Consider the following 24,712-nt stretch of genomic DNA (forward strand, 5'->3'; position numbering starts at 1 on the left):
GCCGACTCCTACGGAGGACAGCACGGTAGGAGCCGGCTTGCCGGCGACAAGGCTGGAAGAACTCAACAACGATACATCAATGCTTCCAGACCTGCGGGTTCACCAGGTCCCGTGGACGCTCACCCAGCAGCGCCGCGCGCAGGTTGTCGATCGCTCGGTTGGCCATGGCTTCACGGGTCTCGGCGGTGGCCGAGCCAACGTGTGGCAGGGTCAGGGCGTTCGGCAGCTTGAACAGCGGCGAGTCGCTCAGCGGTTCTTTCTCGTACACATCCAGGCCGGCGCCGCGAATGGTTCCGGCTTGCAGCGCCTCGACCAGCGCTGCCTCGTCCACCACCGGGCCACGGGCGATGTTGATCAGGAACGCACTTGGTTTCATCAGTTTGAGCTCCCGTGCACTGATCAGCTTGCGGGTGGCATCGGACAGCGGCACCACGATGCAGACGAAATCGGATTCGGCCAGCAGTTGATCCAGGCTGCGGAACTGAGCGCCGAGTTCCTGCTCCAGCGCGGTCTTTCGGCTATTGCCGGCATACAGAATCGACATGTTGAAGCCGAAGCGACCACGACGGGCCACGGCCGCGCCGATGTTGCCCAGACCGACGATACCCAGCGTCTTGCCGTGCACATCGGTGCCGAAGTGGGCCGGGCCGACGGTGGCCTGCCACTGGCCAGCCTTGGTCCAGGCGTCGAGTTCGGCGGTGCGGCGGGCGCAGCCCATGATCAGCGAGAAACCCAGGTCGGCGGTGCTTTCGGTCAGCACATCCGGGGTATTGGTCAGGGCGATGCCGCGCTCGTTGAAGTAATCCAGGTCATAGTTGTCGTAGCCGACCGACACGCTGGAGACCACTTCCAGCTTGGCCGCGCCTTCAAGCTGGGCGCGGCCAAGCTTGCGACCGACGCCGATCAGACCATGGGCCCCGGGCAGGGCTTCGTTGAACTGGGCAGCGATGTCGCCGAGCTTAGGGTTCGGCTGGATCACGTTGAAGTCTTGCTGCAGGCGCTCGGCCATGGCCGGGGTGATACGGCTGAAGGCCAGGACGGTCTTTTTCATCGGGCTACTTCTCTGCAAGGCGGTAGGACAGTGGTGGCGGCTTCGCGGATGAACCGGATCGTTGCGAAGAGGCCGGTATTGGTTAGCAACCTACCATTGTCCACCGCCTTGGCGCAGCAGCTTTTTCAGTTGGCGATCTGCAGCTCGTGGGTTTTCAGGTCCGCTTCGTGGGCCGCGAGAATCTCTGGCAGGGAGTTACGCAAGTACTCCACCCAGGTCTTGATCTTCGCATCCAGGTACTGGCGAGAGGGGTAGATGGCATACAGGTTCAGCTCCTGCAGCCGGTACTCGGGCATCACCCGCACCAGGCTTCCGTCGCGCAGGCCGTCGATTGCCGAATAGATCGGCAACACGCCCATGCCCATGCCGCTGCGAATCGCGGTTTTCATCGCATCGGCCGAGTTCACCTGGAACGGCGAGGTGGAGATGTTGACCAGTTCCTGGCCTTCCGGACCATCGAACAGCCACTTTTCCAAGGGAATCACCGGGCTGACCATGCGCAGGCAGGCGTGCTTGAGCAGGTCGACCGGTTTGTGCGCGAAACCCTGCTTGGCCACGTATTCAGGCGAAGCACAGACAATGCTGTAGGTGATCCCCAGGCGCTGGGAAACGAACCCCGAGTCGGGCAGTTCGCTGGCCAGCACGATGGACACGTCGTAGCCCTCGTCGAGCAGGTCCGGTACGCGGTTGGCCATGGTCAGGTCGAAGGTGACGTCCGGGTGCGATTCGCGGTAGCGGGCAATGGCGTCGACCACGAAGTGCTGACCGACACCGGTCATGGAATGCACTTTCAGTTGCCCGGCCGGACGGGCGTGGGCATCGCTGGCTTCGGCTTCGGCTTCCTCCACGTAGGTGAGGATCTGTTCGCAGCGCATCAGGTAACGCTTGCCCGCCTCGGTCAGGGCGATACGCCGGGTGGTGCGGTTCAGCAGCCGGGTTTGCAGATGGGCTTCCAGATTGGATACCGCCCGCGAAACGTTCGCGGTGGTCGTATCGAGCTGCGCGGCGGCAGCCGTAAAGCTGCCCAGCTGAGCTACGCAACTGAAAGCACGCATGTTTTGCAGGGTGTCCATGGGTCACTCTCGATGTAGAGGACAAAATTGTGACACGAAGTAACGAAAATGTTCCTTCGACCAAAGCCGGATTATCGCCGTTTTGGTAACAAAGATTCGCAGGAATGTGCGCTTATCGCCAGTGCGGCTGCCCCCTAGAATTGCCCGGCCTCTCCACTTCTTCCTCGGGAAATCGCAGCTGTGCCGCGTCGCATCATCGGAACGCTCCAGGCGTTCAGCGTCTGTGCCCTTAGTCTCGCCTTGAGCGGCTGTATTGGAACCTGGGGCATAGCCCCGAAAAGCAAAACCCTGCAAGCCAACACCCTGATCACCGATGCGGCCATTCGCGAAGCCGCAACCGATGCCCATTGGCCTGATCAACAGTGGTGGCACGCCTACCACGACCCGCAACTGGACCGTTGGGTCGCCCTGGCAGTGGCCGGCAGCCCGAGCATGGCCATGGCCGCCGCGCGAGTGCGTCAAGCCAAATCCATGGCGGGCGTGGTCGAGTCCGCAGAAAAGCTGCAGGCCAACGGCCAGGCGACGCTCAAGCGCCACAACTGGCCCGAGGACCAGTTCTACGGCCCCGGCGCGTTGTCGGGTGCCAACACCTGGGACAACAATGCCGCCATTGGCTTCAGCTACGCCCTCGATCTGTGGGGGCGCGAGCGCAATGCCACCGAGCAGGCCGTGGACCAGGCGCACATGAGCGTGGCCGAGGCGCGTCAGGCGCAGCTCGAGCTACAGAACAATGTGGTACGTGCCTATATTCAACTGAGCCTGCATTTCGCCCAGCGCGATATCGTCAAGGCCGAACTCGATCAGCAGGAGCAGATTCTGGCCCTGGCCCAGCGTCGTCTGGACGCCGGCATCGGTACCCATTTCGAAGTCAGCCAGGCCGAAGCGCCCCTGCCTGAAACGCACCGCCAGCTCGACAGCCTCAACGAAGAAATCGCCCTGACCCGCAACCAGTTGGCGGCATTGGCCGGCAAAGGCCCAGGGGAGGGTGCCAGCATCGAGCGACCCACCCTGACCCTGGGGGCCGACCTCAAGCTGCCATCGGCCTTGCCTGCCGAGCTGGTCGGGCAGCGCCCCGACGTGGTTGCCAGCCGCTGGCAAGTGGCGGCTCAGGCGCGGGGCATCGACGTCGCCCATGCCGGGTTCTTCCCCAATGTGGACCTGGTCGGTAGCCTCGGCTTCATGGCCACCGGCGGCGGCCCGCTGGAGTTTCTCACGGGACGCAAGTTCAACTACAACGTAGGCCCGGCCATCAGCCTGCCGATTTTCGACGGTGGTCGCCTGCGCTCCGAGCTGGGCGTCGCCTCGGCCGGTTACGACGTGGCCGTGGCGCGCTACAACCAGACGGTGATCGGCGCGCTGAAGAACATCTCCGACCAGTTGATCCGCCGCGAGTCGATGAAAGAGCAGTCGCACTTCGCCGCCGAGTCCGTGGCCGCCGCGCAGAAGACCTATGACATCGCCATGGTTGCCTTTCAGCGTGGCTTGACCGATTACCTCAACGTGCTCAACGCCCAGACCCTGCTGTTCCGTCAGCAACAGGTGCAACAGCAGGTGCAGGCTGCACGACTGGCCGCCCACGCCGAGCTGGTCACCGCGTTGGGCGGCGGCCTTGGGGCCGGTGAAGACGTACCGGACCAGGCGCGTCAGGCCGCGCCGAAAACCCCCGCCACGCTGGCCATCTTCGACAAGCCGGAACACGCTGAATGAGCACATCGAGCTTGCCCCTGCGCTGGCTGCAAAGCCTTGAGTGGCGTCGGGGTTTCTTTGCCTGGGCGCGTACCGATGGGGTGACCTGGGTCTACATCTTCAAGATCATCGCGGCTGCGCTCATCACCCTGTGGTTGGCCATGCGGTTGGAGTTGCCGCAACCGCGCACGGCAATGATCACTGTGTTCATCGTCATGCAGCCGCAGAGCGGTCATGTATTCGCCAAGAGCTTCTACCGGGTGCTCGGCACCTTGGCCGGCTCGGCGATGATGATCGCGCTCATTGCCCTGTTCCCACAGAACACCGAGTTGTTCCTGCCTTGCCTGGCGGTGTGGGTCGGCCTGTGCTCTGCCGGTGCCATGCGCTACCGGACCTTCCGCGCCTATGGGTTCGTGCTCGCCGGCTATACCGCGGCGATGATTGGCCTGCCGGTGCTCGAGCACCCAGACCAGGCCTTCATGGCCGCCGTGTGGCGGGTGCTGGAAATTTCGCTGGGCATCTTGGTGTCGACGCTGGTCAGTGCCGCCGTGTTGCCACAATCGGCCAGTGCTGCCATGCGTAACGCTCTCTACCAGCGCTTTGGCGTGTTCGCCGGGGTCGTGGTCGAGGCGCTGCGCGGCGAAAGTCAGCGTGACCGCTTCGAAGCCAGCAACGTGCGCTTCGTCGCCGAGGCCGTGGGCCTGGAAAGCCTGCGCAACGTCACCGCGTTCGAAGACCCGCACATGCGACGTCGCAGTGGCCGGCTGGTACGCATGAACAGCGAGTTCATGGCCATCACCACGCGCTTCAATGCCCTCAATCGCCTGCTCGAACGCTTGCGTGCACGCGGGCCGCTGCAGATCGTCAGTGCTATCGAACCCGGTATCGAGACCTTGGCCAAACTGCTCGACCCGTATGTGGGCCGGGCCTTGACCGATGCCGATGCCCTGCGCCTGGCCTTGGAGTTGGCGGCCTACAAGGAAGGTCTGCAGGCCCAGGTGCGCAGCCTGCGCGCCGACTACCTGCGAACCGAGCCCAGCGAGTCGGACCTGCTGGACTTCCACACCGCGTTCGAGTTGCTGTACCGGTTCGTCGACGAGATGTTCAGCTACGCCGAAACCCATGCCTCGCTGGCGGCCCACAACCATGCGCGTGAGCAGTGGGACGAGCCTTACGTGTCGCGCACTAACTGGCTGGTGTCGCTGGCCGCGGGCGTGCGTGCCTCGGCGGTGTTGCTGCTGTTGGGCAGCTATTGGTTGCTCAGTGACTGGCCTAGCGGCGCCATGATGACCTTGGTCGCCACGGTGACGGTGGGCCTGTCGGCGGCCTCGCCAAACCCTAAGCGCATGTCGTTCCAGATGGCCTGCGGCACGATGCTTGGGGCTTTCATCGGCTTCTACGAAACCTTCTTCGTCTTCCCCTGGATCGACGGCTTCCCGTTGCTGTGCGTGGTCCTGGCACCGGTCTTCGTGCTAGGCGCGTTCCTCGCATCGCGCCCGGCCTATGCCGGGTATGGACTGGGGCTGCTGGTGTTCTTCTCCATCGGGTCGGTGCCCAACAACCTCACCACCTACAACCCTTACAGCTTCATCAACGACTACATCGGCATGGTCATCGGTATGCTGGCCTGTGCGGCTGCGGGGGCGATCATCCTGCCGCCGAACAGCCGCTGGCTGTGGAGCCGCCTGGAGCAAGATTTGCGCGCGCAGGTGCTGTTCGCCATCGGCGGACGCCTGCGCGGTTTGGGCAGCGCCTTCGAAAGCCGAACCCGCGACCTGTTGCACCAGGCCTACGGCCTTGCCGCTGGCAAGCCCGAGGTGCAAAGCCAATTGATGCGCTGGATGTTCGTGGTACTGGAAATCGGCCACGCCATCATCGAACTGCGCAAGGAACAGGCCCGTGCTCCGGTGCATCCGGCCTATGCCGAATCGCAGCCTTGGCGCCAGGCTATCCGCGTGATGGGCCGTGCCCTGGCCCGGTTGTTCCTGCAACCTAGCGCCAGCAATCACGAACGTGCCCTGGTGGCGGTGGACCATGCCATCAGCCGTGTGCAGGCCACCGACGAACCCTTTGCCCGGCACTTCGACACTTCGGTGCTGCGCCGGGTGCAGAGCTATTTGCATTTCATCCGTACTTCCCTGCTCGACCCACAGTCGCCACTGGCCCCGGCGAAAGGATTGCACCATGCCCCGTGAGATCGCCTTCCATGGCGTTTACATGCCCACCATGACCCTGATGTTCCTGCTCGCCCTGGGCCTGGCCTGGGGTCTGGACCGGTTCATCGCCAGCCATGATGGCTATCGTTTTTTCTGGCATCCGGCGCTGCTGCGCCTGAGCCTGTTCGTCTGCTTGTTCGGCGCCATGGCGCTGTCTCTCTACTGGTGAGAATCCTCCGATGAAAAAGTTCTTCAGCTTGATCGCCACTCTGCTGGTGCTGGCCGCCGCCGTGGTGATCGGCCACCAGTTGTGGAAGCACTACATGACAACGCCGTGGACCCGTGACGGACGCGTGCGTGCCGACATCATCAACGTCGCCGCCGACGTGCCCGGCTATGTAGTGGAGGTGCCGGTCAAGGACAACCAGCGGGTCAGGAAGGGAGACCTGTTGATCCAGATCGACCCTGAGCACTACCAACTGGCGGTCGACCAGGCCAAGGCCCTAGTCGCCTCGCGTAAGGCCACTTGGGAAATGCGCAAGGTCAACGCCAAGCGCCGTGCCGACATGGACAACCTGGTGATCTCCAAAGAGAACCGCGACGACGCCAGCAACATCGCCAATTCCGCGCTGGCCGACTACCAGCAGGCCCAGGCACAGTTGGCGGCCGCCGAACTGAACCTGAAGCGTACGCGCATCGTTGCGACGGTGGACGGGTATGTCACCAACCTGAACATTCACCGGGGCGACTATGCACGTACCGGAGAAGCGGTGATGGCAGTGGTCGATGAGAACTCGTTCTGGGTCTATGGCTTCTTCGAGGAGACCAAGCTGCCGCATGTGAAGGTTGGTGACCAGGCCGAGCTGGAGATGATGAGCGGCGAGCGCATCAAAGGGCATGTGGAGAGCATCGCCCGCGGTATCTACGACCGCGACAACCCACAAAGCCGCGAGCTGATCGCCGATGTGAATCCGACCTTCAACTGGGTGCGCCTGGCGCAGCGGGTGCCGGTGCGGATTCATATCGATGAAGTGCCGCAGGGGTATCTGCTGGCGGCGGGGACCACTTGTACGGTGGTGGTGAAGCCTGGGGAGAGGTGAGATGTTCTGGGGCCAGGCATGGGATTTGTGGCGGGTTTGAGATCGAGCGCCGCCCGCGCGGCGCATCGCGAGCAAGGCTCGCTCCTACGTCTGTTTAGGGCCAATTATGCGTGAGTGCATGGTGCGATACCGTGTCGTACAAACAAGGCGGTCGCGCGCGCCTGCCACTGGCGTTACTGGCCAGAAACAAACGTAGGAGCGAGCCTTGCTCGCGATGCGCCGCGCGGGCGGCGCTCGATCTCACTGACGCTACAACACTCACGGCGAGCCCTCCGCAGCCCCCACCAAAACAGGCACCTGCACCCGATCAATCACCTTCGCGCTGATCGACGGATCCAGCAACCGACCCAGCCGGGACAGGTGCCGGTGCCCCATGATGATCAATTCGCACTCCAATTCCTGGGTCTTGGCGACAATCGCCTCGACAGGCTGCCCGGCAACCATGCAGCCCCGGGCAGCAAAACCAGCTCCTTGCAAAGCCTCTACAGCCTCGGCCACCGCGCGGTCGCCCAAGCGCTGCTCTTCACAGGCAGCGGGGTATTGCTCCAGTTCTTCGGCGGTGTAAGGCGCGGGTGTGTCGTGCACGGCGAAAGTGGAGTCGATGGCCAGCAGGATATGCAGTTCATGTTCGCCTGGGCGGCAGTAGCGTTGGGCCAGGGCGAGCAGCCCGGTGGAAGCGGGGGAAGCGTCGATGGCGATGAGTACGGGGCTGGGCATGTGCGATCCTTGTGGGGGTGATGTGTTGCCGGCGATGGCGCCGGTACAGCCACTGCATTCCTTATGGCCCATCCGCACGCCGAGATAAATGCCCCATCATGCATGGCCGCATTGCGTCTGGTGCAATCGTCCGACCTGTTAACATGATGGCCCCCACAGCTGTCACGGAAAACGGTCATGCAACTCCCGGACATGAACCTGCTCGTCGCCCTCGACGCCCTGCTTGATGAAGGCAGCGTGGTCGGCGCGGCGCAACGCATGAACCTGAGCCCGGCGGCGATGAGCCGGACCCTGGGGCGGATTCGTGATGCGCTGGGCGATCCGATCCTGGTGCGTGCCGGCCGTGGTCTGGTGCCGACGCCCCGGGCACTGGCCCTGCGCGAGCAGGTCAGCCAGCTGGTGGAACAGGCCGGGCAGGTGTTTCGCAATGGCGACGATGTCGACCTGCCAAGCCTCGACCGGGCCTTCAACATTCGCACCAATGACCTGTTCATCGCTCTGTATGGCGCCCGTCTGCTGCACAAGATGCACGAGCAGGCGCCGCGCACCGTCTTGCGTTTCGTTCCGGAAAGCCCCGGGGGCGATGACGACAGCGTGCTACGTGATGGGCGCACTGACCTGATCATCAGCTCGACCGTGGACTTGGGTCCGGAAATCAAGGTACAGAGTCTGTTTCATACGCATTACGTTGGGCTGGCGCGCAGCGACCACCCGATTTTCCAGCAACCGATCACGCCGCTGAGCTTTGCCAGTTATCCACAGATCAGCGTGTCGCGGCGTGGCCGTGCCAATGGGCCGATCGACGTCGAACTGGCCAACTTCAAGGTGGAGCGGCGGGTGGCATTGATCACCCCCAGTTTCCACTCGGCACTGTTCTCGCTGCCGGACTCGAACCTGATCCTGCCGATGCCGGCCAATATTCTCAGCAGTGTGGAGAGGCTGGGGTTGCCCCTGCGCTCGTTCGAAATTCCAGTGCCGCTGGAGCGGGTGAACGTGATGCAGGCGTGGCATCCGCGGTTTCACAACGACCCGGCGCACCGCTGGTTGCGGCAAACCCTCAAGGCTTGCTGCAACATCGACCCTTGATGCTCACGTCGCTCGCTTCGCAGGTAGCTCCGCGAAAGTACGCACTGCTCCAACGATTGCGTCTGACGCAACATAAAACTGCCAATAAGTCGATTTTCGTCAGCATTCGACTTTCATAGACTTCTCCAGCCCGAAATTTGTTGCTGGAGATGTCACCCCGTGAGTTCCCTGTCTGCGCCCGCCACCGCGATAGTCGCCGCCCCAGCGCCGGCCGCGCCCGTGCAGACGGCGTTCGGCCTGCGGGTGGTGGTTGGCCTGTTCGGTGTACTGCTGGCGGTGCTGTGTGCCGGTCTGAACGAGTCGGTGACCAAGATTTCCCTGGCCGATATTCGTGGCGCGATGGGCATCGGTGCCGACGAGGGCGCCTGGTTGCTGGCGGTCTACAGCGCGGCATCGGTTTCGGCCATGGCCTTCGCGCCGTGGTTGGCCACCACCTTCTCCTTGCGCCGCTTCACCATGACCGCGGTCGGCCTGTTCGCCGTGCTCGGTCTGCTCCAGCCGTTCGCCCCGAACCTGCACAGCCTGATGCTGTTGCGCATACTCCAGGGCTTCGCTTCCGGCGCGTTGCCACCGATGCTGATGAGCGTGGCGCTTCGCTTCCTGCCGCCGGGCATCAAGGTCTATGGTCTGGCGTGCTACGCACTGACCGCCACCTTCGGGCCCAATCTCGGCACGCCGCTGGCCGGGCTGTGGACCGAATATGTCGGTTGGCAGTGGGCGTTCTGGCAGATCATCCTGCCCTCGGCCGTGGCAATGTTCTGCGTCGGCTGGGGCCTGCCGCAGGACCCGCTGCGCCTGGAACGCTTCAAACAGTTCGACTGGCGTGGCGTGGTGCTGGGCTTGCCGGCGATCAGTTGCATCGTGCTGGGGCTGTCGTTGGGCGACCGTTGGGGGTGGTTCGATTCCCCGTTGATCTGCTGGCTGCTGGGCGGCGGCCTGCTGTTGCTGGTGCTGTTCATGTACAACGAATGGTCCGAGCCACTGCCGTTCTTCCAGTTGCGCATGTTGCAGCGGCGCAACCTGAGCTTCGCCCTGTTGACCCTGGCGGGTGTGCTGATCGTGCTCTCTGGTGTGGGCAGCATTCCATCGGCCTACCTTGCGCAGATCCAGGGTTATCGCCCTGCGCAGACCAGCCCGCTGATGATGCTGGTGGCCATGCCGCAACTGATCGCCCTGCCGCTGACGGCAGCGCTGTGCAATATCCGTGCGGTCGATTGTCGCTGGGTGCTGGGCATTGGATTGGCCATGCTGGCGATGTCCTGTGTCGGCAGTAGCCTGCTGACCTCCGAATGGATTCGCGGCGATTTCTACCCCTACTACCTGCTGCAGGTGTTCGGCCAGCCGATGGCGGTACTGCCGTTGCTGATGTTGTCCACCAACGGCATGACCCCGCAGGAAGGCCCCTTCGCCTCGAGCTGGTTCAACACCGTCAAAGGCCTCGCCGCCGTGATCGCCACAGGCCTGCTGGATGCGCTTGGCACCCTGCGTCGACATTTCCATTCCAACCACCTGGTGGACAGCCTGGGCAATGCCCCGCTGATCGACGACAACACCGCAGGCCTGGCCGGGCGCATTCACGAGCAGGCGCAGGTGCTGACCTGCGCTGACCTTTACCTGGTCATGGCCTGTATCGCCGTGGCGCTGATCTGCCTGATTCCTTTCGTGCCTACCCGGGTCTATCCACCGCGTGCGGTGGCCTGAACCCTGGATGAATTCGAGAACGCTGAAAATGAGCAACAACCGCAAGACTATCGTGATCGGCTCGGTGCTGGCCGTGGCTGTGCTGGCCGGCGTCGTCGGCCCCTGGATGCTGGGCAGCGATCATCGTCAGAGCACCAATGACGCCTATGTGACCGCCGACTACACCGTGGTCGCCCCCAAGGTCGCAGGGTTCATCAAGGACGTACGGGTGGAAGACAACCAGCAGGTTCACGCTGGCCAACTGTTGGCGACCATCGATGACCGCGATTATCGAGCCGCACTCGATGCCGCCCAGGCGCAGTTGTTGGTGGCCAAGGCGCAGAGCGCCGATGCCCGCGCAACGCTCGATCGGCAGGCGGCCCTGATCGCTCAGGCTGAAGCGGCTGTCAAGGCCGCCCAGGCCGAGGCTGCTTTCGCCGACCATGAAGTCAATCGCTACAGTCGCCTCGCCGAACAGGGCGCCGGAACCGTGCAGAACGCCCAGCAGGCGCGCAGCCGGGTCGACCAGGCCCGTGCTCGCCTGGCCAATGCCCAGGCTGCGCTGGTGGCCACGCGCAAGCAGGTCGATGTTCTCACCGCCCAGGTCGCCAGTGCCGATGGCCAGCTCAAACGCGCCGAGGCAGGTCTGGAAAAAGCCCAGCTGGATCTCTCCTACACCCGTATCACCGCCCCCGTCGACGGCATGGTGGGCGAGCGCGCGGTGCGGGTTGGCGCTTACGTCAATCCAGGCGCGCGGCTGCTGTCGGTGGTGCCGCTGGAGCGCGCCTACGTCGTGGGCAACTTCCAGGAGACCCAGCTGACCCATGTGCAGCCAGGGCAGCCGGTGAGCATCAGCGTCGATACCTTTTCCGGTGAAACCCTCAAAGGCCACGTCCAGAGCATTGCCCCGGCCACAGGCGTGACTTTCGCCGCTGTGAAACCTGACAACGCCACTGGCAACTTCACCAAGGTCGTGCAGCGTATTCCGGTGAAGATTGTGTTCGAAGATGGCCAGCCGCTGCTTGCCCGCCTGCGCGTGGGCATGTCGGTGGAGGCGACCATCGACACCCATGGCGACAAGTTCGAAGGCAAAGAGGTCAGTGCGCGATGAAACCGGCCTTGCGTTTGAGCCCCGTGTTGCTGGCTGTGGTGCTGGCCGGCTGCACCCTCGGGCCGGATTTCCAGCGTCCGGATAGCCAGGCGCCACAGAACTGGGCGTCATTGCAGGGTGACGCTGCTCCCAGCCAGCCGCAGGCCGAACCTATGGAATTACGCTGGTGGGATAGCTTTAACGACGCCCGCCTGAGTGCCTTGATCCAGAAAGTCGCCGAGCGCAACCTCGACCTGCAGATGGCCAGTGCTCGCCTTGTGCAAAGCCGTGCGCTGCGCAGTACGGTGGCCGCCGATGAAGCACCGTCTGTGGACGTCGACGCAGGCTACAGCCGCGCCCGTAACAGCGCCGAGGGGCTGAGCGACCCGTCCGGCAACGCCGGCAAGTCTGCGTTCAACCTGTGGCAGGGCGATTTGGTCGCGGGTTGGGAACTGGACCTGTGGGGTCGCGTACGCCGCCAGGTGGAGGCTGCCGATGCCACAGTCGAGGTGGCCGAGAACGACCGTCGCGCTGTGCTGCTGGCCCTGCTGTCCGAAACGGCCGGCAACTACATCCAGCTACGTGCCGTGCAGCACACGTTGGCGGTGACCCAGGACAACCTGGAGGTGGCACGGCACAGCCTGAAACTGTCCGAGGACCGCCAGGCCGAAGGGGTGGCCACCCGACTCGACGTCGCCCAGGCCAGCGCCCAGGTGGCTTCGATCGAGGCACGCCTGCCTAGCCTCCAAGCCAGGCGCGATGACCTGATCAACGCCCTCAGCTTGCTGGCCGCCGAACCGCCACGCAGCTTGCAGGCCGAGTTGCTGGAGGGAGGTGAGCTGCCGACGCCGCGACAGAGGTTTGCCATTGGCCTGCCGTCAGAGTTGGCCGAGCGACGCCCGGATATCCGGCTTGCCGAAGCCCGCCTGCATGCCGCCACGGCCAGCATCGGTGTGGCCAAGGCCGACTTCTACCCGAGCATACGGCTGTCGGGCAGCATGGGTTTTCAGGCCATGCAACTGTCGGACTTCGGTAGTTGGGATTCGCGGCGTTTCGCCTTTGGTCCGCAATTGTCGCTGCCGATCTTCGAAGGCGGCAGGCTCAAGGGCACCTTGGAATTGCGCGAGGCGCAGCAACAGGAGGCCGCGCTGAACTACCGCAAGGTCGTGCTCGGTGCCTGGCATGAAATCGACGATGTACTGCGTCTGTACAACGCCAGCCAGTTGCGTCGCGACCACCTGGCCGAAGCGGTGCGGCAGAACCGCATCGCCCTGGAGACTGCCCAGCGTCAGTACGTGGAAGGGGCGGTGGACTTTCTCAATGTGTTGAGCGTGCAGGGTGCCCTGTTAGCCAGTGAAGAGCAGTGGATCGACAGTTCGGCTGCGGTTTCCCAAGCGTTGGTTGGCCTATACAAAGCCCTGGGTGGAGGGTGGCAGGCATTCGATATGCAGCCGCATAAAGCATGAGGATTGGCGCCGCCGCTGCTTTGAGGGAGGGGCCCTGTGTCTTGGAAGGGCTGCACAGCAGCCCCCCATGACGGCATGGGCTCAAAGCGGACGCAAAAGCCCAAAGCGCTTGCGCAACACCCAGTCCAGCATGCGGCGCGGCAGCAGCCGGGCCATCAACGGTAGTGCCGTGCTGCCATTGCCCAATCGCACAACGGCGGGCACCTTGCGCTTGCCCGTCGCTGCTAGCACCCCTTTGGCGAACACCGCCGCAGGCGTTGGGCGGTCCTGCGATGCCCGGGCCCGTGCCTGAACCTGTTCGCGCAAAGGCCACCACGCCGAGTCCGCTGCCAGCACCTGATCGGCCTGGCGTTGGGCATTGCTGGCGAACTGCGAGGCAATCGCCCCTGGCTGCACCTCCATCACCTGAATGCCAAAGGGCGCCAACTCAAGGCGCAAGGCATCGCTCAGCGCGTTCACCGCGGCTTTCGAGGCGCAGTAGGCTCCCGCAAACGGGGTCACCAGCACGCCTGACACGCTGCCGATGTTCACCACCAGACCACGGGCGCGGCGTAGCAGCGGGAACAGCGCGCGCGTCACGCCGATCACCGCGAAGACATTGGTTTCGAATTGCTGGCGCAGGGCATCAACCCCACCGTCGAGCAGCGGCCCCATGGCGCCGTAGCCGGCATTGTTGATCAGCATGTCCAGTCGGCCATGACGGTCCTCCAACTCGTCAGCCAGTCGCTTCAGGGCCTCGCTGTCATTCACATCCAGCTCACGTGCGGCGAAACCGGCTGCGGCCAGCACCGCGACGTCTTCGGGCTTGCGGGCGGTGGCCCAGACTTCATAGCCAGCATCGCGGAAGGTATCGGCCAGGGCGCGGCCGATGCCGCTGGAACAACCGGTGATCAGGACGGTGGGCATGCTTGGGACCTGTTGTCAGTGAGTGGGTTATTTCCCGTGCCGCGTCTTCGCGGGTTACCCCGCCGAAGGGCCGGTAGAGGCGACGCATCAGTTGGCAAATGTACCTTGCAGGTGCTCGGCCCGGAATTCCAGGGTCTGTGGCCGGTACCCCGAGCGCAGCGGCGGAAGTGGCAAGCAGTCTTGCCACTGTGCCCCCGGCTGCAATTCGCCCGGTCCGCGGTAACGCGGTGCATTGTAGGTATTCTCGGCAAGGTTCACCGTATCGCCAGGGGCGTAGGCTGCCACGCGCCAACGCAGTTCGGTCAGCGGGACATCGTTGCCGTTTTTCATGGTCACCCGCAGTGCGCGGTCGGCGGGGCATTCTTGCGGTGCGTAGGTCAGGCGCAGGTCCAGGCGTGCCAACTGCGAGGTTTCACGGTTGTCCTGCCAGGCCACCCACAATGCCACCAGACCCAAGCCGCACACGGCGGCCATGGAAATCGGCAAGGCCTTGGCCGGGTAGCGCAGCAGCAGGACAAGCCAAGTGAGTATCAGAGCGGCGCCGATAAGCATCAGTCAGTGACCTTCAATGCACAGGTTCATCCATCCTAGCGGTAAATCGATCCAGCTTGAAGGACGCGACGCTGTCTACGGCACACCTGGCATTTCTGCCAGTTTCGAATGCCTCTCTGCGCTCGTAGCCTTTCTCCAAGGCGGCACGTTCTCACATGCAGCATCTACTTCATAACGCTTGCGCCGCCGCAGGAGACAAGAAAGTGAATTCAAGCAAGGAAAAAGTGGGGCAGTTGGTTGGACAAATGACTGCCGTGATCAGTGGGCGCGATGCAAGGTTCAAGGCCAGCACGATCAACTATCTGCCAGGCAATGCGGTGTTCGCGATCGACGATGAAGCCATCGATAACGAGCCATTCATTTATATTCACCTGCCCGAAACGCCAGAGGTGAAAACCTACGATATCGAGCCTCTGGAAGCTGGCAAGGTTTGGGCGCACCTTGGCATCGAAGGCGCCGGTTACGCGCAGACCGGCAGGCTGGCCATCGAGGTGTTGGGAAGCTCGGGCGAGCCGAAGCAGGCAAGCTTCGACTTCAAGGGCGGCAACAGCTCGTTTTCGGTGAGCGATGGTCACTTTGAAATCGACAGTCAGGTGAGAACCCTGGCAGCGAAGGCTTCCGGGACCGCCACGGCACAGGTAAGCCCGGTCCTTGAAAGCAATGGTGGGTTCACGGCTGATCAAATCCGGCCACTCTACAACTCGGCAGGTGAACTGTCGGGCGTTCTGGTTAGCCAGCGAGAGGGGCTCAAGGGTGGCCTGGAGGATTTTGGCGCGTTTTTCCTGTTCACTGCTGACAGCGTCACCAATTACTTCGCCGTTGTTGACCGTGGGCTTTATGCGGGGCAGCCAAGCGGTGGCAACCCGCCGATCGGCAAGTTCGAATACAGACAGGGTCAAAGCCTGCTCATCGAATTCGAGTTTGAATTCACCAGGTCCGGCAAGAAGTACGTGCTGAACAGCGGGCGAGTCGAGCTCGATCTGCGTCCCAAGTAACGCCGCATTGAAAAAGCCCCGTGGTCGTCCAAGGCCACGGGGCTTTCTTTACGTCCGCTATTTACTGCGCGATGGTCTTCACCGAAATGCCGCGCTCGATGGGTGTGGATGTACGCCCATACACGTCTTCGAATCGCTCGATGTCATCCTCGCCCAGGTAGCTGCCAGACTGAACCTCGATGATCTCCAGTGGGATCTTGCCCGGGTTGCGCAGGCGGTGGACCGAGGCGATCGGGATGTAGGTCGATTGGTTCTCGGTAAGCAGGAACACATTCTCGTCACACGTCACTTCGGCGGTGCCGGACACCACGATCCAGTGCTCGGCGCGGTGGTGGTGCATCTGCAGCGACAGGCTGGCGCCCGGCTTGACGGTGATGTGCTTGACCTGGAATCGCCCGCCCATGTCCACCGAGTCGTACGAGCCCCACGGGCGATACACTTCCAGGTGGTTCTGGGTTTCGCTGCGGCCTTGCTCGTCGAGCGTCTTGACCATCTGCTTGACGCCCTGGACCTTGTCCTTGTGGGCGATCATCATCGCGTCCTTGGTCTCGACCACCACGATGTTCTCCAGGCCAATCACCGACACCAGCTTGCCGTTGCCATGGATCATGCAGTTGCGGCTGTCCTGCACCACCACATCACCCTTGGTGACGTTGCCGTCGGCGTCCTTTTCGTGCACGTCCCACAGCGACGACCAGCAGCCCACATCGCTCCAACCGGCGGACATCGGCACCACGCAGGCGCGCTGGGTCTTTTCCATCACGGCGTAGTCGATGGAGTTGTCCGGGCAGCAGGCGAAGGTGGCTTCGTCGATGGTCAACACGTCGCCGTCTTCAGCGCTGCGCTCCAGGGCCAGTACGCAGGTGTCGTAGATGTCGGCGTCATGTTTCTTCAGCTCTTCGAGGAAGCGGCTGGCGCGGAACAGGAACATCCCGCTGTTCCAGAAGTAACCACCGGCCTGAACGAATTCGGCGGCGCGTTTTTCATCGGGCTTTTCGACGAACTGCGCAACCCGCGCCACGCCCTCAGGCAGCAGGGCATCCTGGCTGGAGCGGATGTAGCCGTAGCCGGTTTCAGGCTTGGTGGCCGGCACGCCGAACAGCACCATCTCGCCACGTTCAGCAGCCACGGTGGCCAGGGCCAGGGCGCGTTGCAGTGCCTTCTGGTCCTCGATCACATGGTCGGCCGGCAGCACCAGCATCAGCTCGTCGCGGCCTTCGTTGACCAGCTTCATGGCCGCCATGGCTACCGCTGGGGCGGTGTTGCGACCGAACGGCTCCATCAGGATGCCTTGGGTCTGCAGCTTCAGCGCGGCGAGTTGTTCCTGAACGATGAACTTGTGGTCCTTGTTGCAGACCACGATAGGCGCGTCCATGCCTTCGAACACCAGGCGCTCCAGGGTTTGCTGGAACAGGGTGTGTTCACCGGTCAGGGCCAGGAACTGCTTGGGGAACTGCTTGCGCGACAGAGGCCACAGACGGGAACCGCTACCACCAGAAAGAATTACCGGGATCATCATGTTTCTCCAATAGTCGTTTAGAGGCAGGGGGATCAGTTGCTAGCCACGGGGCGAGTTACCCACACCGGCGACAAGTTGTTGCCGGAACCCGTTACGTACAGCACTGCGGCTTCGCCGCGCTCCAGAGCGACCGGCTTGAGGTCGCTGACTTTCTTGTCGCCTTCGAACAAGGCCAGGTTGACCTTGACCGGATTGATTTCACGTTCGCCACGGCCCTTGGCGGTTACCGAATCCACCACGGCAGTCTTGCCATCGGCGGTTTTCAGGGTCAGGGTCTGGTCGCTGAGGTTCTGGACCCGGACAAGTGCTTTCTGCTTGTTCTTGAACGGCGGTTCTTCGATCAACTGCGGGTTGCCGCCGGCGTTGTTGACCAGGGTGTAGTACTTGTCGGCGGCCAGTTTGACCGGGACGCTCTTGCCGCCGACCTGGGCGGTGTAGTCACCCCCCGGCAGGAAGCTGAAGTCGCTGCTGGCCTGGGCGCCGACCTGCTTGATCTGGGTGTTGCCGACAGTGGCGGCGGTGGGTGCGCTGGAGGCATTGTACAGGCGCACGAAGGTCGAACCCTTCGGTGCGGTTGGGCCGTACAGCGCAGCGTCGGCGCCGGCGAAGGCTTGCATCGAAGCCAGGGAAAGGCCTGCCGCGAGGGTGAGGGCTTTGGCAATGGAAGTCTTGGTAGTCATGTGCGTGTTCCTCTCTATCAGTGGTTCGTCCGGGAGGACGACAAGGCCAGGTTTTCTTCGGATTTACGTGCGCTCTTGAGCTGTGCGATCCAGTTCGGGTCGAAGCTGCTGAGGTCGTTCTTCATTGGCAGATATCGTTCTGGGAATTCCCACACCACCACTTGTGGCGCGGCATTTTTGAAGGCACCGCTTTGCAGGTACTTGAGCATCGGCAACACCGGGCCATGGCCGTCTTCGGCGTAGTTGGCCACGTCGCTGCGCAGGGCTTGCTGCAGGGCACCGAGGAAGTTCCAATGCGGGTTTGCGCTGTAGCTGGTCCCCACCAGGGCCACTGGAATCCGGGTGTCGGCGAACAGTGCGTCGTCGGCCTCGCCCTCGGTTTGCGCAGGGCGCGTGGTGCGCTGCTGCAGGTTGTCGGGGGTCGGCAGCAGGTTGCTGAAGAGTGGGTCCAGCGGCAGGAAGTTGGTCAGGTCGCCCTTGTACGGTGCGCTGTTGCCAGCCTCGGTGATGAACGTCTGCGGCTCGCCATTGAGCAGGTTCTGACGGCCAACGGCTTCGGCCAGGGCCTGTGCGACGACTTCGGCGCCCATGGGCGTCCAATGGGTGTCGGTACGCAGGAACACCTGGCCACGGGCCTTGGCCTGTTCCAGGGCCGCCTGCAGGTCGGGAGCGAACACGTTGGCCTGGCGGGCCTGGGCATGGAAGCGGTTGTACAGGTCATCGTGCAGGCTGGCCGGTTGTTCCTTGCCCAGGTACTCCGAGTAGATCCGCGCCTTGGCTGGGACGATTGCCAACACCAGTTGCACGTTGTGGCGCTTGAGGGTTTCGCTCACGCCACGGATGAGGGCGAGGTTTTCCTGCATCAACTGTTCGGCGCCGGCAGTCGGCTTGAACTCTTCGTCACTGAACAGCCACTGGTCGCGCCCCAGGACCACGCCCGGGCGGCCTTCGTTGAACAACTTGAAGTCCAGCGCCGCCCAGACGTTGGTGCCCAGGCGCTTGATCGGGAACTGCTCGTCGTAATGGGTCTCGGCAGCCTTGGCCAGCTTGCCGTCGAGCATGGTCATCTGCTCGGTGCGCTGGAAGCTTTGCAGGCCACCGGTGGACCACACGCCCATGCCCACCAGCAGACCGAGGAACGACAGGGAGTAAGTGATGCGTAATGTCCGGGTCATGGTCATCAGCCTCAGAACTGGAAGTAGAGGAACGGCGAGTAGCTCTGCGCCGAGAGCTTGAGGATCGAAGCCACGAACAGCAGCAGGATCAGGGCGCGGGACATTACACGGGTCCAGTCCAGGCCGATCGAGCCATCGGCATTGACCTGCACCGGGCTTGCCACGGGGCTCGGCTTGGCATTGCGGTAGAAGTCGCGCAGGCCGAAGAACGCCAGGGTGATGTAGGCGATGACCAGCGTGGCCACCTGCAGGCCAGTGAGCTGGGCGCGATTGAGTTCGGACAGCTGCCACTGGCCGAAGCTGAACATGGCGCCATACATGCGACCGGCCACTTCCAGGTTCTCGGCGCGGAAGATCACCCAGCCGACCACTACCAGCAGGAAGGTGAAGGCCCATTTGACCGGGTTGAAGCGTTGCGGATTGGTGTCGATGCCCAATGCACGCTCGATGGCCAGCCACATGCCGTGCCAGGCGCCCCAGATGATGTAGGTGAAGTTGGCGCCGTGCCACAGGCCGCCCAGCAGCATGGTCAGGAACAGGTTGCGGTAGGTATTGAAGGTGCCTTTGCGGTTACCGCCCAGGGTGATGTACAGGTAGTCCCGCAGCCAGGTCGATAGGCTGATGTGCCAGCGGCGCCAGAACTCGGTGATCGACTGGCTGATGTAGGGCTGCTTGAAGTTTTCCATGAAGCGGAAGCCCATCATCAGACCCAGGCCGATGGCCATGTCGCTGTAGCCGGAGAAGTCGAAGTACAGCTGCGCGGTATAGGCCAGGGCGCCGAGCCAGGCGTCGCCAGTGGTGGGGTTCTGCAGGGCGAAGCAGTGATCGGCGACCACCGCGAGGGTGTCGGCGATGAACACTTTCTTGATGAAGCCCTGCATGAAGCGGGTGCAGCCTTCGGAGAACTTGTCCAGTGTGTGGGTGCGGTTATTGAACTGGTCGACCAGATCCTTGAAGCGCAGCACGGGGCCTGCGATCAGGTGCGGGAAGATGGCCACGAACGCCGCGAAATCGATCAGGTTGCGGGTGGCCGGGGTGTCGCCGCGATACACGTCGATGATGTAGCTGATCGACTCGAAGATATAGAACGAGATACCGATCGGCAGCAGCACGTGGGTGAGGATGAACGGCTCCAGGCCAAACGAGGTGATGATCGCGTTCAGGCTGTCGACGCCGAAATTGGCGTACTTGAAGTAGCCCAGGATCGCCAGGTCCACGCCTACGCCAAGCAGCAGCCAACGTTGGGCCGGCTTGGTGCGCACGCCCGCGGCACCGACTTTCAGGCCGATCCAGTAGTTCCACAGGGTGACCCCGGCGAACAGGGCGAGGAAGTCCACCCGCCACCAGGCGTAGAAGATGTAGCTGGCAACCAGCAGCAGCAGGTTGCGATAGCGTTGCCCGCTCAAGTAGTACAAGCCGAGGAAGACCGGCAAGAACAGGAACAGGAACACGTTGGACGAGAAGACCATCCCGGTTCTCCTTTTTGTTCACAGCATCCAGGGCAAAGCGCCCCCCAAACCCCCCACTCGAAAAGTGGGAGATACCTAGTCCCTTGCAGGAGCGGATTCATCCGCGATTGCGATGGTCATGGCTGCGGTTGTGAGCCTGCCGACGCCAGCGCGGATGAATCCGCTCCTGCAGGGCCTTTGCGTTACTTCTTGCGCGCTGCGCTCGGGTCGTAGACCCGGGTCAGGTTGCCACCCAGCCGGAAGCTGTCGAATGGCTGCATGTCGCGCTTGCGCTCAAGGGTGTCGGCGTTGCACGAATACAGCTGGCACCAGGGCTCCAGCCAGGCGTACTTGCTGTCGATCTTGAGGTCGTCCATGTCCTGCTTCTCGCCATTGCGGGTCTTGAACGCACTCGGATCCCTGGCCCCGGCCAGCACTTTCTGCCCCAGGCGCTGCAGGGCGTTGTTGTTCTCGCCACGCAGGTCCACGCCATTGGCCTGGGCGAAGCTGGCGATCATCGCCAGGGGGGGCAGGGCATAGTTGTGGTAGGCCAGGGCGCGCTGCTTGCGCTTGAGCTCGTTTGGCAGGAAGCCCTGGGCATCGACCTGGTTGGCGCCGACCTTGTATTCCTTCACCGCCCAGTCGAACAGGTCACGGCGGTCGGTGGCCACGGCGGTAGCCATGACCGACCAGGCCGCCCAATAGCTGTGGTTGTTGATCTTCTGCAGGGGCAAGTTGCTCCAGTCGCGTACGGTCTGCTCGGCCAGGCGGGCGAACCACTTCTCGATCAGTTCGGCCTGGGCCTGGTGCGCCGCCAGTGGTTGCGAGTTAGAGAACTTAAGGCGCAGCCAAGACCCGCTCATGCTGCCCAGTGCCCATTTGCGCATGGACTTGCCGGTGTGGTTGTAGTTGGTCGACATCAGGGCATCGGCCCGTGCCCAGGTGCTCAGCCAGTTCAGCGTGCAGTCGAGCTGCGCGGGCCGACCGTCTCGCATGTACTGGTTGACCATCTTGGCCACGCCACGCTCCAGGGTGGTGATTTCCTTGGTGGAGTCGCGGAAGGCCTGTTCCGAGTCCAGGTTCAAGGTTGCCCGGGCACTGTCCGAGCCCTCGTACTTGCTGCGAAACTGCAACGCGCCGGTATAGGGTCTGGGCGGTGCCGCGCAACGGAAATTGCCGTCGCTGGTCTTGAGTTTCTCGATGCCTTCGTAATAGCCCTGGGGCGGTACCAGCGCGGCATGCGCGGCGCCGCCGAACAGCGCCAGGGCAAGAAGTGCGGGTGCGGTGGTTCTGCTGAGCTTGGTCATGTTCGCCTCACTGGCCAGCTTGCGCGGTGTGCATAGGGCTGGCGAAGTTGTTGCGTTTGCAAAGCTTGGCTTCGACTTTGCGGGTGCCGTCCTCAGGCCCCTGGACCTCGACGGCCAACAGGTTCTGGCTGGCCCAGTCTTCGTCTTCGCGCATCTGGAAAACGAAGCGACCGTCGGTTTCGGAGGTGTCCGGCTTCTCGATCTTGATGTCTTCGTGGCGGCCATTGAGGTACCACAGGGTGGCCTGCAGGGTCTTGACCGAGGTGTCCTCGAACTTGAAGTCCATCTGCAGGTTGCGGTTGATCAGGTCTTTGATCACGCCGCCCTTGCCGTTGACCATCAGCTCGTTCTTGCCGGGCTTGAGTTCGGCGCTGGCGCTCATCAGCGCAGGACGCGCGTCGCAACCATCGTCGAGCAAGGCGAGGATCTGGCGCCAGATGGTTTCCTGGTCGAGGCGATACAGCGGAGAGAACTCCCAGATCAGGATCTTCGGCGGGTGCTTCTGGAACTCTTCGCTGCCCAGGTACTGGATCATCGAGCCTTCCAAACCGCCGCCTGGGAAGGCGACGTTGAGCACATCGGCGCCGATGTACTGTTGCAGGAACCCGGAGAAGTTGTAGTTCTTGCCGCTGTGGCTGGTGCCGACCAGGGTGATCTGGGCATTACCGCTGTCACCGAACAGGTCGTCGCCGCCGCTCGAACCCTTCGGTTCGGTGGCGAACTGGTCCATGTACTGCACGGCGTAGCTGGTGCCACAAAGCTGGCCGGCAACGTTATGCAGCGTACCGGTCTTACCCATGCGGCCCGACTTGTGGGTTTCGAATTCCTTGCGTGGAATGCCTTCGAACGCCGGCATCTTGTGCACGGTCTCGGCCACGATCTTCGCTGCGCGCTCGGCGCCGTAGGGCGTCCAGTGCTGGTCGCCGCGGAAGTAGAAGTCCTTGCCCTGGTCGGCTGCGGCCAACTGCTCGTTGGTTAGCGGCGAGAGGTCGGGTACGTTGTAGCCCATCTTGGCAAAGCGCTGCAGCATGGCCTGGTAGTTGCTCAGGGCCTTCTGATAGTTGAAGGCGGCTTTTTCTTCAGGCTTGAGCATGTTGCGGTTCACCAGGCCGCGGGTCGGCTGGTACACCACGACCAACTCCACGCCGCGCTTCTTGAAGGCGTCGTGCACTTGCTGAAGGCGTTTGTAGCCAGACGGTGTGGTGTCGAACTCGGTACGCAGGTCTTCGCGGGTCCGGAACAGCCAGTCGCCCTGGGCTTGCACCAGGGTGGTGAAGTTCTGCTGGTAACGCGTGGTGTAGCGGCTGGGGTCATGCGCCTCGGGGCACAGTTGGCAGCACGGCTCGGCGGTGAAGGTCGGTGCCTTCACGTCGTCGGCGCGCACGCCCTGGCTGATGGCCAGGAGGGCAGCGGACAGACCGAGCAGTTTCATCAGGTGTGGGGTCATGGTCGGGCTTCCTTAGTCGATCATTTCGGTCTGGCGTTCGACCGGGTCGATCAGCACAGCCTTCTGCTGGCGCACCAGCAGGTCGAGGATTTCGTCCTGGCGCTCGCCGAGGATGCCGTTGAGGCTGATGCCGTTGGCCTTGCGCGGGGCGAGCATCGAGACCTTGTACAACTCCACCGAAAGGGGCGAGTCGATCGACAGCGGCCCCGAGCCGTTGGCCGCCAGCTCACCGCCGACCACGATCAGCGAGACCTTGGTGTCGAACGGGTCGAGGGCGATGTCACGGTCGGTATCCGACAGATCCTTGATGTGCCCGTAGACGCCCACCAGGCCGTTGGCCATGGCGACGTTTTCGTACAGACGAATGTTCACGCTGTTGCGCACGCGGATGCCGTGGCGACGGTTGTTGATCAGCTTGTTGCCCCAGATCAGGTTGTCGCCGCTTTCGTACAGGGTGATGCCGTCGGTGTGGTTGCGGTAGATCTCGTTGTAGGCGATCAGGTTGTTGACGCTGTTACGGTCGATCACCACACCCGAGAGCTTGTTGTCGTAGCTCTTGTTGTTGATGATCCAGCTGTCGTTGACCTCACGCGAGACGATGATCCCGTGCTTTTTCTTGGTGCCGTAGACAGTGTTGCCGGCGATGATCAGGCGGTGCGAACGGTCGTGCGGGTCGATGCCGTAGACGATGTTGTCGCGGTAGACGCTGTCCTTGACCACGAAGTCCTGGGTTTCGTAGCAGTAGAAGCCGTACCACATGTCGCTGAACTCCGAACCGATGATCCAGCCGGTCGGTTCAGGGCGGCCCATGCGCTTGGCCATGTTCGGGGTGTACTGCGAGATGCTCACACCGTAGGACTTGGACTTGGCATAGCCGAAGCTGGCCATCTTGGTGTTGACGATGTAGGTCTCGGTGCCGCCCCAGGACAGCAGGAACGGGCGGAATTCGCTGGGCGAGCGGAAACTGGCCGGGCCGTTGTCCTTTTCGCGCCAGCCGGTCACCTGGGTGTCGGTGACGAACAGCTTGCCGTCGTTGACCAGGAACGAACCGCCTTCCTGGGACAGGCGCAACTGCTTGACCTTGCCGTCGATCTCGAGGATGCCCTTCTGCCCGACCACGATCGGCAAGCGTGCCAGGTACACACCAGGCTCGACCTCGCTCAGGTACTGCTTGGGTACTTTCTTGCTCAGTTCGACCAGGTCGACATGGCCGTTGTCGACGAAGATCGCCTGGGGAATGCCATGCTGGCGCTGCACCCACTCGGCGGCTTTGTTGTCACCGCCGATGAACTCCTTGAGCGATTCTTCCTGCAGCATGCGGCGTACGCTGACGGTGCCCTTGTGGCTGCGGTCGATCTTCTTCTGCACGGCCTCTGCGGTGTAGCCGGACAGGTCGGGCAGCTTGGGTGGGTCCATGTGCAGTGGCTCGACCGGTGCACTGGACACGGTGTAGGTCTTGGCCTGCTGCAGTTCCTTGGCCTTGTTGGCGGGGTTGTCCGCGAACGCAAGGCCCGAGGCCAGCAGCAAAGCGCTGGCCAGGAGGCTGTGGCGAAGGTTCGGGTGAAGGGTCATGTGGTT

21 protein-coding genes are annotated in these 24,712 nt (G+C 62.9%); 9 read left to right on the forward strand and 12 right to left on the reverse strand.

The genetic code is table 11. The features are described from left to right. Positions 1–76: 76 nt before the first annotated feature. On the reverse strand, positions 77–1,051 hold the full coding sequence (locus VXM67_RS06225) for a D-glycerate dehydrogenase (RefSeq protein WP_023378746.1): 975 nt from the start codon (positions 1,049–1,051) through the stop codon (positions 77–79). Positions 1,052–1,176: 125 nt separating this feature from the next. Then, on the reverse strand, positions 1,177–2,124 hold the full coding sequence (locus VXM67_RS06230; protein WP_023378747.1) for a LysR family transcriptional regulator: 948 nt from the start codon (positions 2,122–2,124) through the stop codon (positions 1,177–1,179). Positions 2,125–2,304: 180 nt separating this feature from the next. On the opposite strand from VXM67_RS06230, the gene VXM67_RS06235 reads away from it, so the two are divergent. The 4 genes from VXM67_RS06235 to VXM67_RS06250 are packed head-to-tail and all read left to right on the forward strand — an operon-like array spanning position 2,305 to position 7,066. Beyond that, on the forward strand, positions 2,305–3,831 hold the full coding sequence (locus tag VXM67_RS06235; RefSeq protein WP_023378748.1) for an efflux transporter outer membrane subunit: 1,527 nt from the start codon (positions 2,305–2,307) through the stop codon (positions 3,829–3,831). Further along, positions 3,828–6,005, forward strand: a complete 2,178-nt coding sequence (locus tag VXM67_RS06240) for an FUSC family protein (RefSeq protein ID WP_186598923.1) — start codon at positions 3,828–3,830, stop codon at positions 6,003–6,005. Before VXM67_RS06235 ends, VXM67_RS06240 begins: the two co-directional genes overlap by 4 nt. Then, on the forward strand, positions 5,995–6,195 hold the full coding sequence (locus VXM67_RS06245) for a DUF1656 domain-containing protein (RefSeq protein ID WP_023378750.1): 201 nt from the start codon (positions 5,995–5,997) through the stop codon (positions 6,193–6,195). The genes VXM67_RS06240 and VXM67_RS06245 overlap by 11 nt, the downstream gene beginning before the upstream one ends. A gap of 10 nt (positions 6,196–6,205) precedes the next feature. Next, positions 6,206–7,066: an HlyD family secretion protein gene (locus VXM67_RS06250; protein ID WP_023378752.1), complete on the forward strand. Its 861-nt coding sequence runs from the start codon at positions 6,206–6,208 to the stop codon at positions 7,064–7,066. Between the two features lie 258 nt (positions 7,067–7,324). On the opposite strand, the gene VXM67_RS06255 is transcribed toward VXM67_RS06250, so the two are convergent. Next, entirely contained in the window at positions 7,325–7,783 is a 459-nt protein-coding gene (locus VXM67_RS06255) for a universal stress protein (RefSeq protein ID WP_027908058.1), read from the reverse strand. A 177-nt stretch (positions 7,784–7,960) separates the two neighbouring features. Here VXM67_RS06255 and VXM67_RS06260 point away from each other — a divergent pair, with 177 nt between their 5' ends. The 4 genes from VXM67_RS06260 to VXM67_RS06275 all read left to right on the forward strand — a co-directional run bounded on the left by VXM67_RS06260 (position 7,961) and on the right by VXM67_RS06275 (position 13,105). Next, positions 7,961–8,869 (forward strand): LysR family transcriptional regulator, encoded by a 909-nt coding sequence (locus VXM67_RS06260; protein ID WP_023378754.1) that lies wholly within the window; start codon positions 7,961–7,963, stop codon positions 8,867–8,869. Positions 8,870–9,028: 159 nt separating this feature from the next. Then, on the forward strand, positions 9,029–10,570 hold the full coding sequence (locus tag VXM67_RS06265) for an MFS transporter (RefSeq protein WP_023378755.1): 1,542 nt from the start codon (positions 9,029–9,031) through the stop codon (positions 10,568–10,570). Positions 10,571–10,598: 28 nt separating this feature from the next. Further along, entirely contained in the window at positions 10,599–11,660 is a 1,062-nt protein-coding gene (locus VXM67_RS06270) for an HlyD family secretion protein (RefSeq protein WP_367237564.1), read from the forward strand. Continuing rightward, positions 11,657–13,105: an efflux transporter outer membrane subunit gene (locus VXM67_RS06275; RefSeq protein ID WP_023378757.1), complete on the forward strand. Its 1,449-nt coding sequence runs from the start codon at positions 11,657–11,659 to the stop codon at positions 13,103–13,105. Before VXM67_RS06270 ends, VXM67_RS06275 begins: the two co-directional genes overlap by 4 nt. Positions 13,106–13,186: 81 nt before the next feature. Here the strand turns inward: VXM67_RS06275 and VXM67_RS06280 are convergent, their stop codons facing one another. Next, positions 13,187–14,011 carry an SDR family oxidoreductase gene (locus tag VXM67_RS06280; RefSeq protein ID WP_027908061.1) on the reverse strand — a complete coding sequence of 275 codons (825 nt, stop codon included), beginning with the start codon at positions 14,009–14,011 and terminating at the stop codon, positions 13,187–13,189. Between the two features lie 87 nt (positions 14,012–14,098). Next, a complete protein-coding gene (locus VXM67_RS06285; RefSeq protein WP_023378759.1) occupies positions 14,099–14,563 on the reverse strand; it encodes a hypothetical protein in 465 nt (154 codons plus the stop codon). A 203-nt stretch (positions 14,564–14,766) separates the two neighbouring features. Between VXM67_RS06285 and VXM67_RS06290 the strand changes: the two genes are divergently transcribed. Continuing rightward, entirely contained in the window at positions 14,767–15,558 is a 792-nt protein-coding gene (locus VXM67_RS06290) for a hypothetical protein (protein WP_155950815.1), read from the forward strand. A 61-nt stretch (positions 15,559–15,619) separates the two neighbouring features. Here VXM67_RS06290 and VXM67_RS06295 read toward each other — a convergent pair whose 3' ends face one another. The 7 genes from VXM67_RS06295 to algG form a co-directional block, all read right to left on the reverse strand. Further along, positions 15,620–17,074: a mannose-1-phosphate guanylyltransferase/mannose-6-phosphate isomerase gene (locus VXM67_RS06295; protein ID WP_027908063.1), complete on the reverse strand. Its 1,455-nt coding sequence runs from the start codon at positions 17,072–17,074 to the stop codon at positions 15,620–15,622. 35 nt (positions 17,075–17,109) lie between these two features. Then, positions 17,110–17,757, reverse strand: coding sequence for an alginate O-acetyltransferase AlgF (locus VXM67_RS06300; RefSeq protein WP_027908064.1), 648 nt, complete (start codon positions 17,755–17,757; stop codon positions 17,110–17,112). A gap of 17 nt (positions 17,758–17,774) precedes the next feature. Continuing rightward, complete coding sequence (locus VXM67_RS06305; protein ID WP_367237565.1) at positions 17,775–18,932, reverse strand: alginate O-acetyltransferase; 1,158 nt, start codon at positions 18,930–18,932, stop codon at positions 17,775–17,777. Between the two features lie 11 nt (positions 18,933–18,943). Next, positions 18,944–20,401 carry an MBOAT family protein gene (locus VXM67_RS06310; protein ID WP_023378764.1) on the reverse strand — a complete coding sequence of 486 codons (1,458 nt, stop codon included), beginning with the start codon at positions 20,399–20,401 and terminating at the stop codon, positions 18,944–18,946. A gap of 182 nt (positions 20,402–20,583) precedes the next feature. Beyond that, positions 20,584–21,687 carry a mannuronate-specific alginate lyase gene (locus tag VXM67_RS06315; RefSeq protein ID WP_186598921.1) on the reverse strand — a complete coding sequence of 368 codons (1,104 nt, stop codon included), beginning with the start codon at positions 21,685–21,687 and terminating at the stop codon, positions 20,584–20,586. Between the two features lie 7 nt (positions 21,688–21,694). Then, complete coding sequence (locus VXM67_RS06320) at positions 21,695–23,134, reverse strand: alginate O-acetyltransferase (RefSeq protein ID WP_023378766.1); 1,440 nt, start codon at positions 23,132–23,134, stop codon at positions 21,695–21,697. A gap of 12 nt (positions 23,135–23,146) precedes the next feature. Further along, positions 23,147–24,706, reverse strand: coding sequence for a mannuronan 5-epimerase AlgG (gene algG, locus VXM67_RS06325; RefSeq protein ID WP_023378767.1), 1,560 nt, complete (start codon positions 24,704–24,706; stop codon positions 23,147–23,149). Positions 24,707–24,712: the final 6 nt, after the last annotated feature.

It is taken from the genome of Pseudomonas sp. Rh2, assembly GCF_040762985.1.
GTDB classification, from domain to species: Bacteria; Pseudomonadota; Gammaproteobacteria; order Pseudomonadales; family Pseudomonadaceae; genus Aquipseudomonas; species Aquipseudomonas taiwanensis.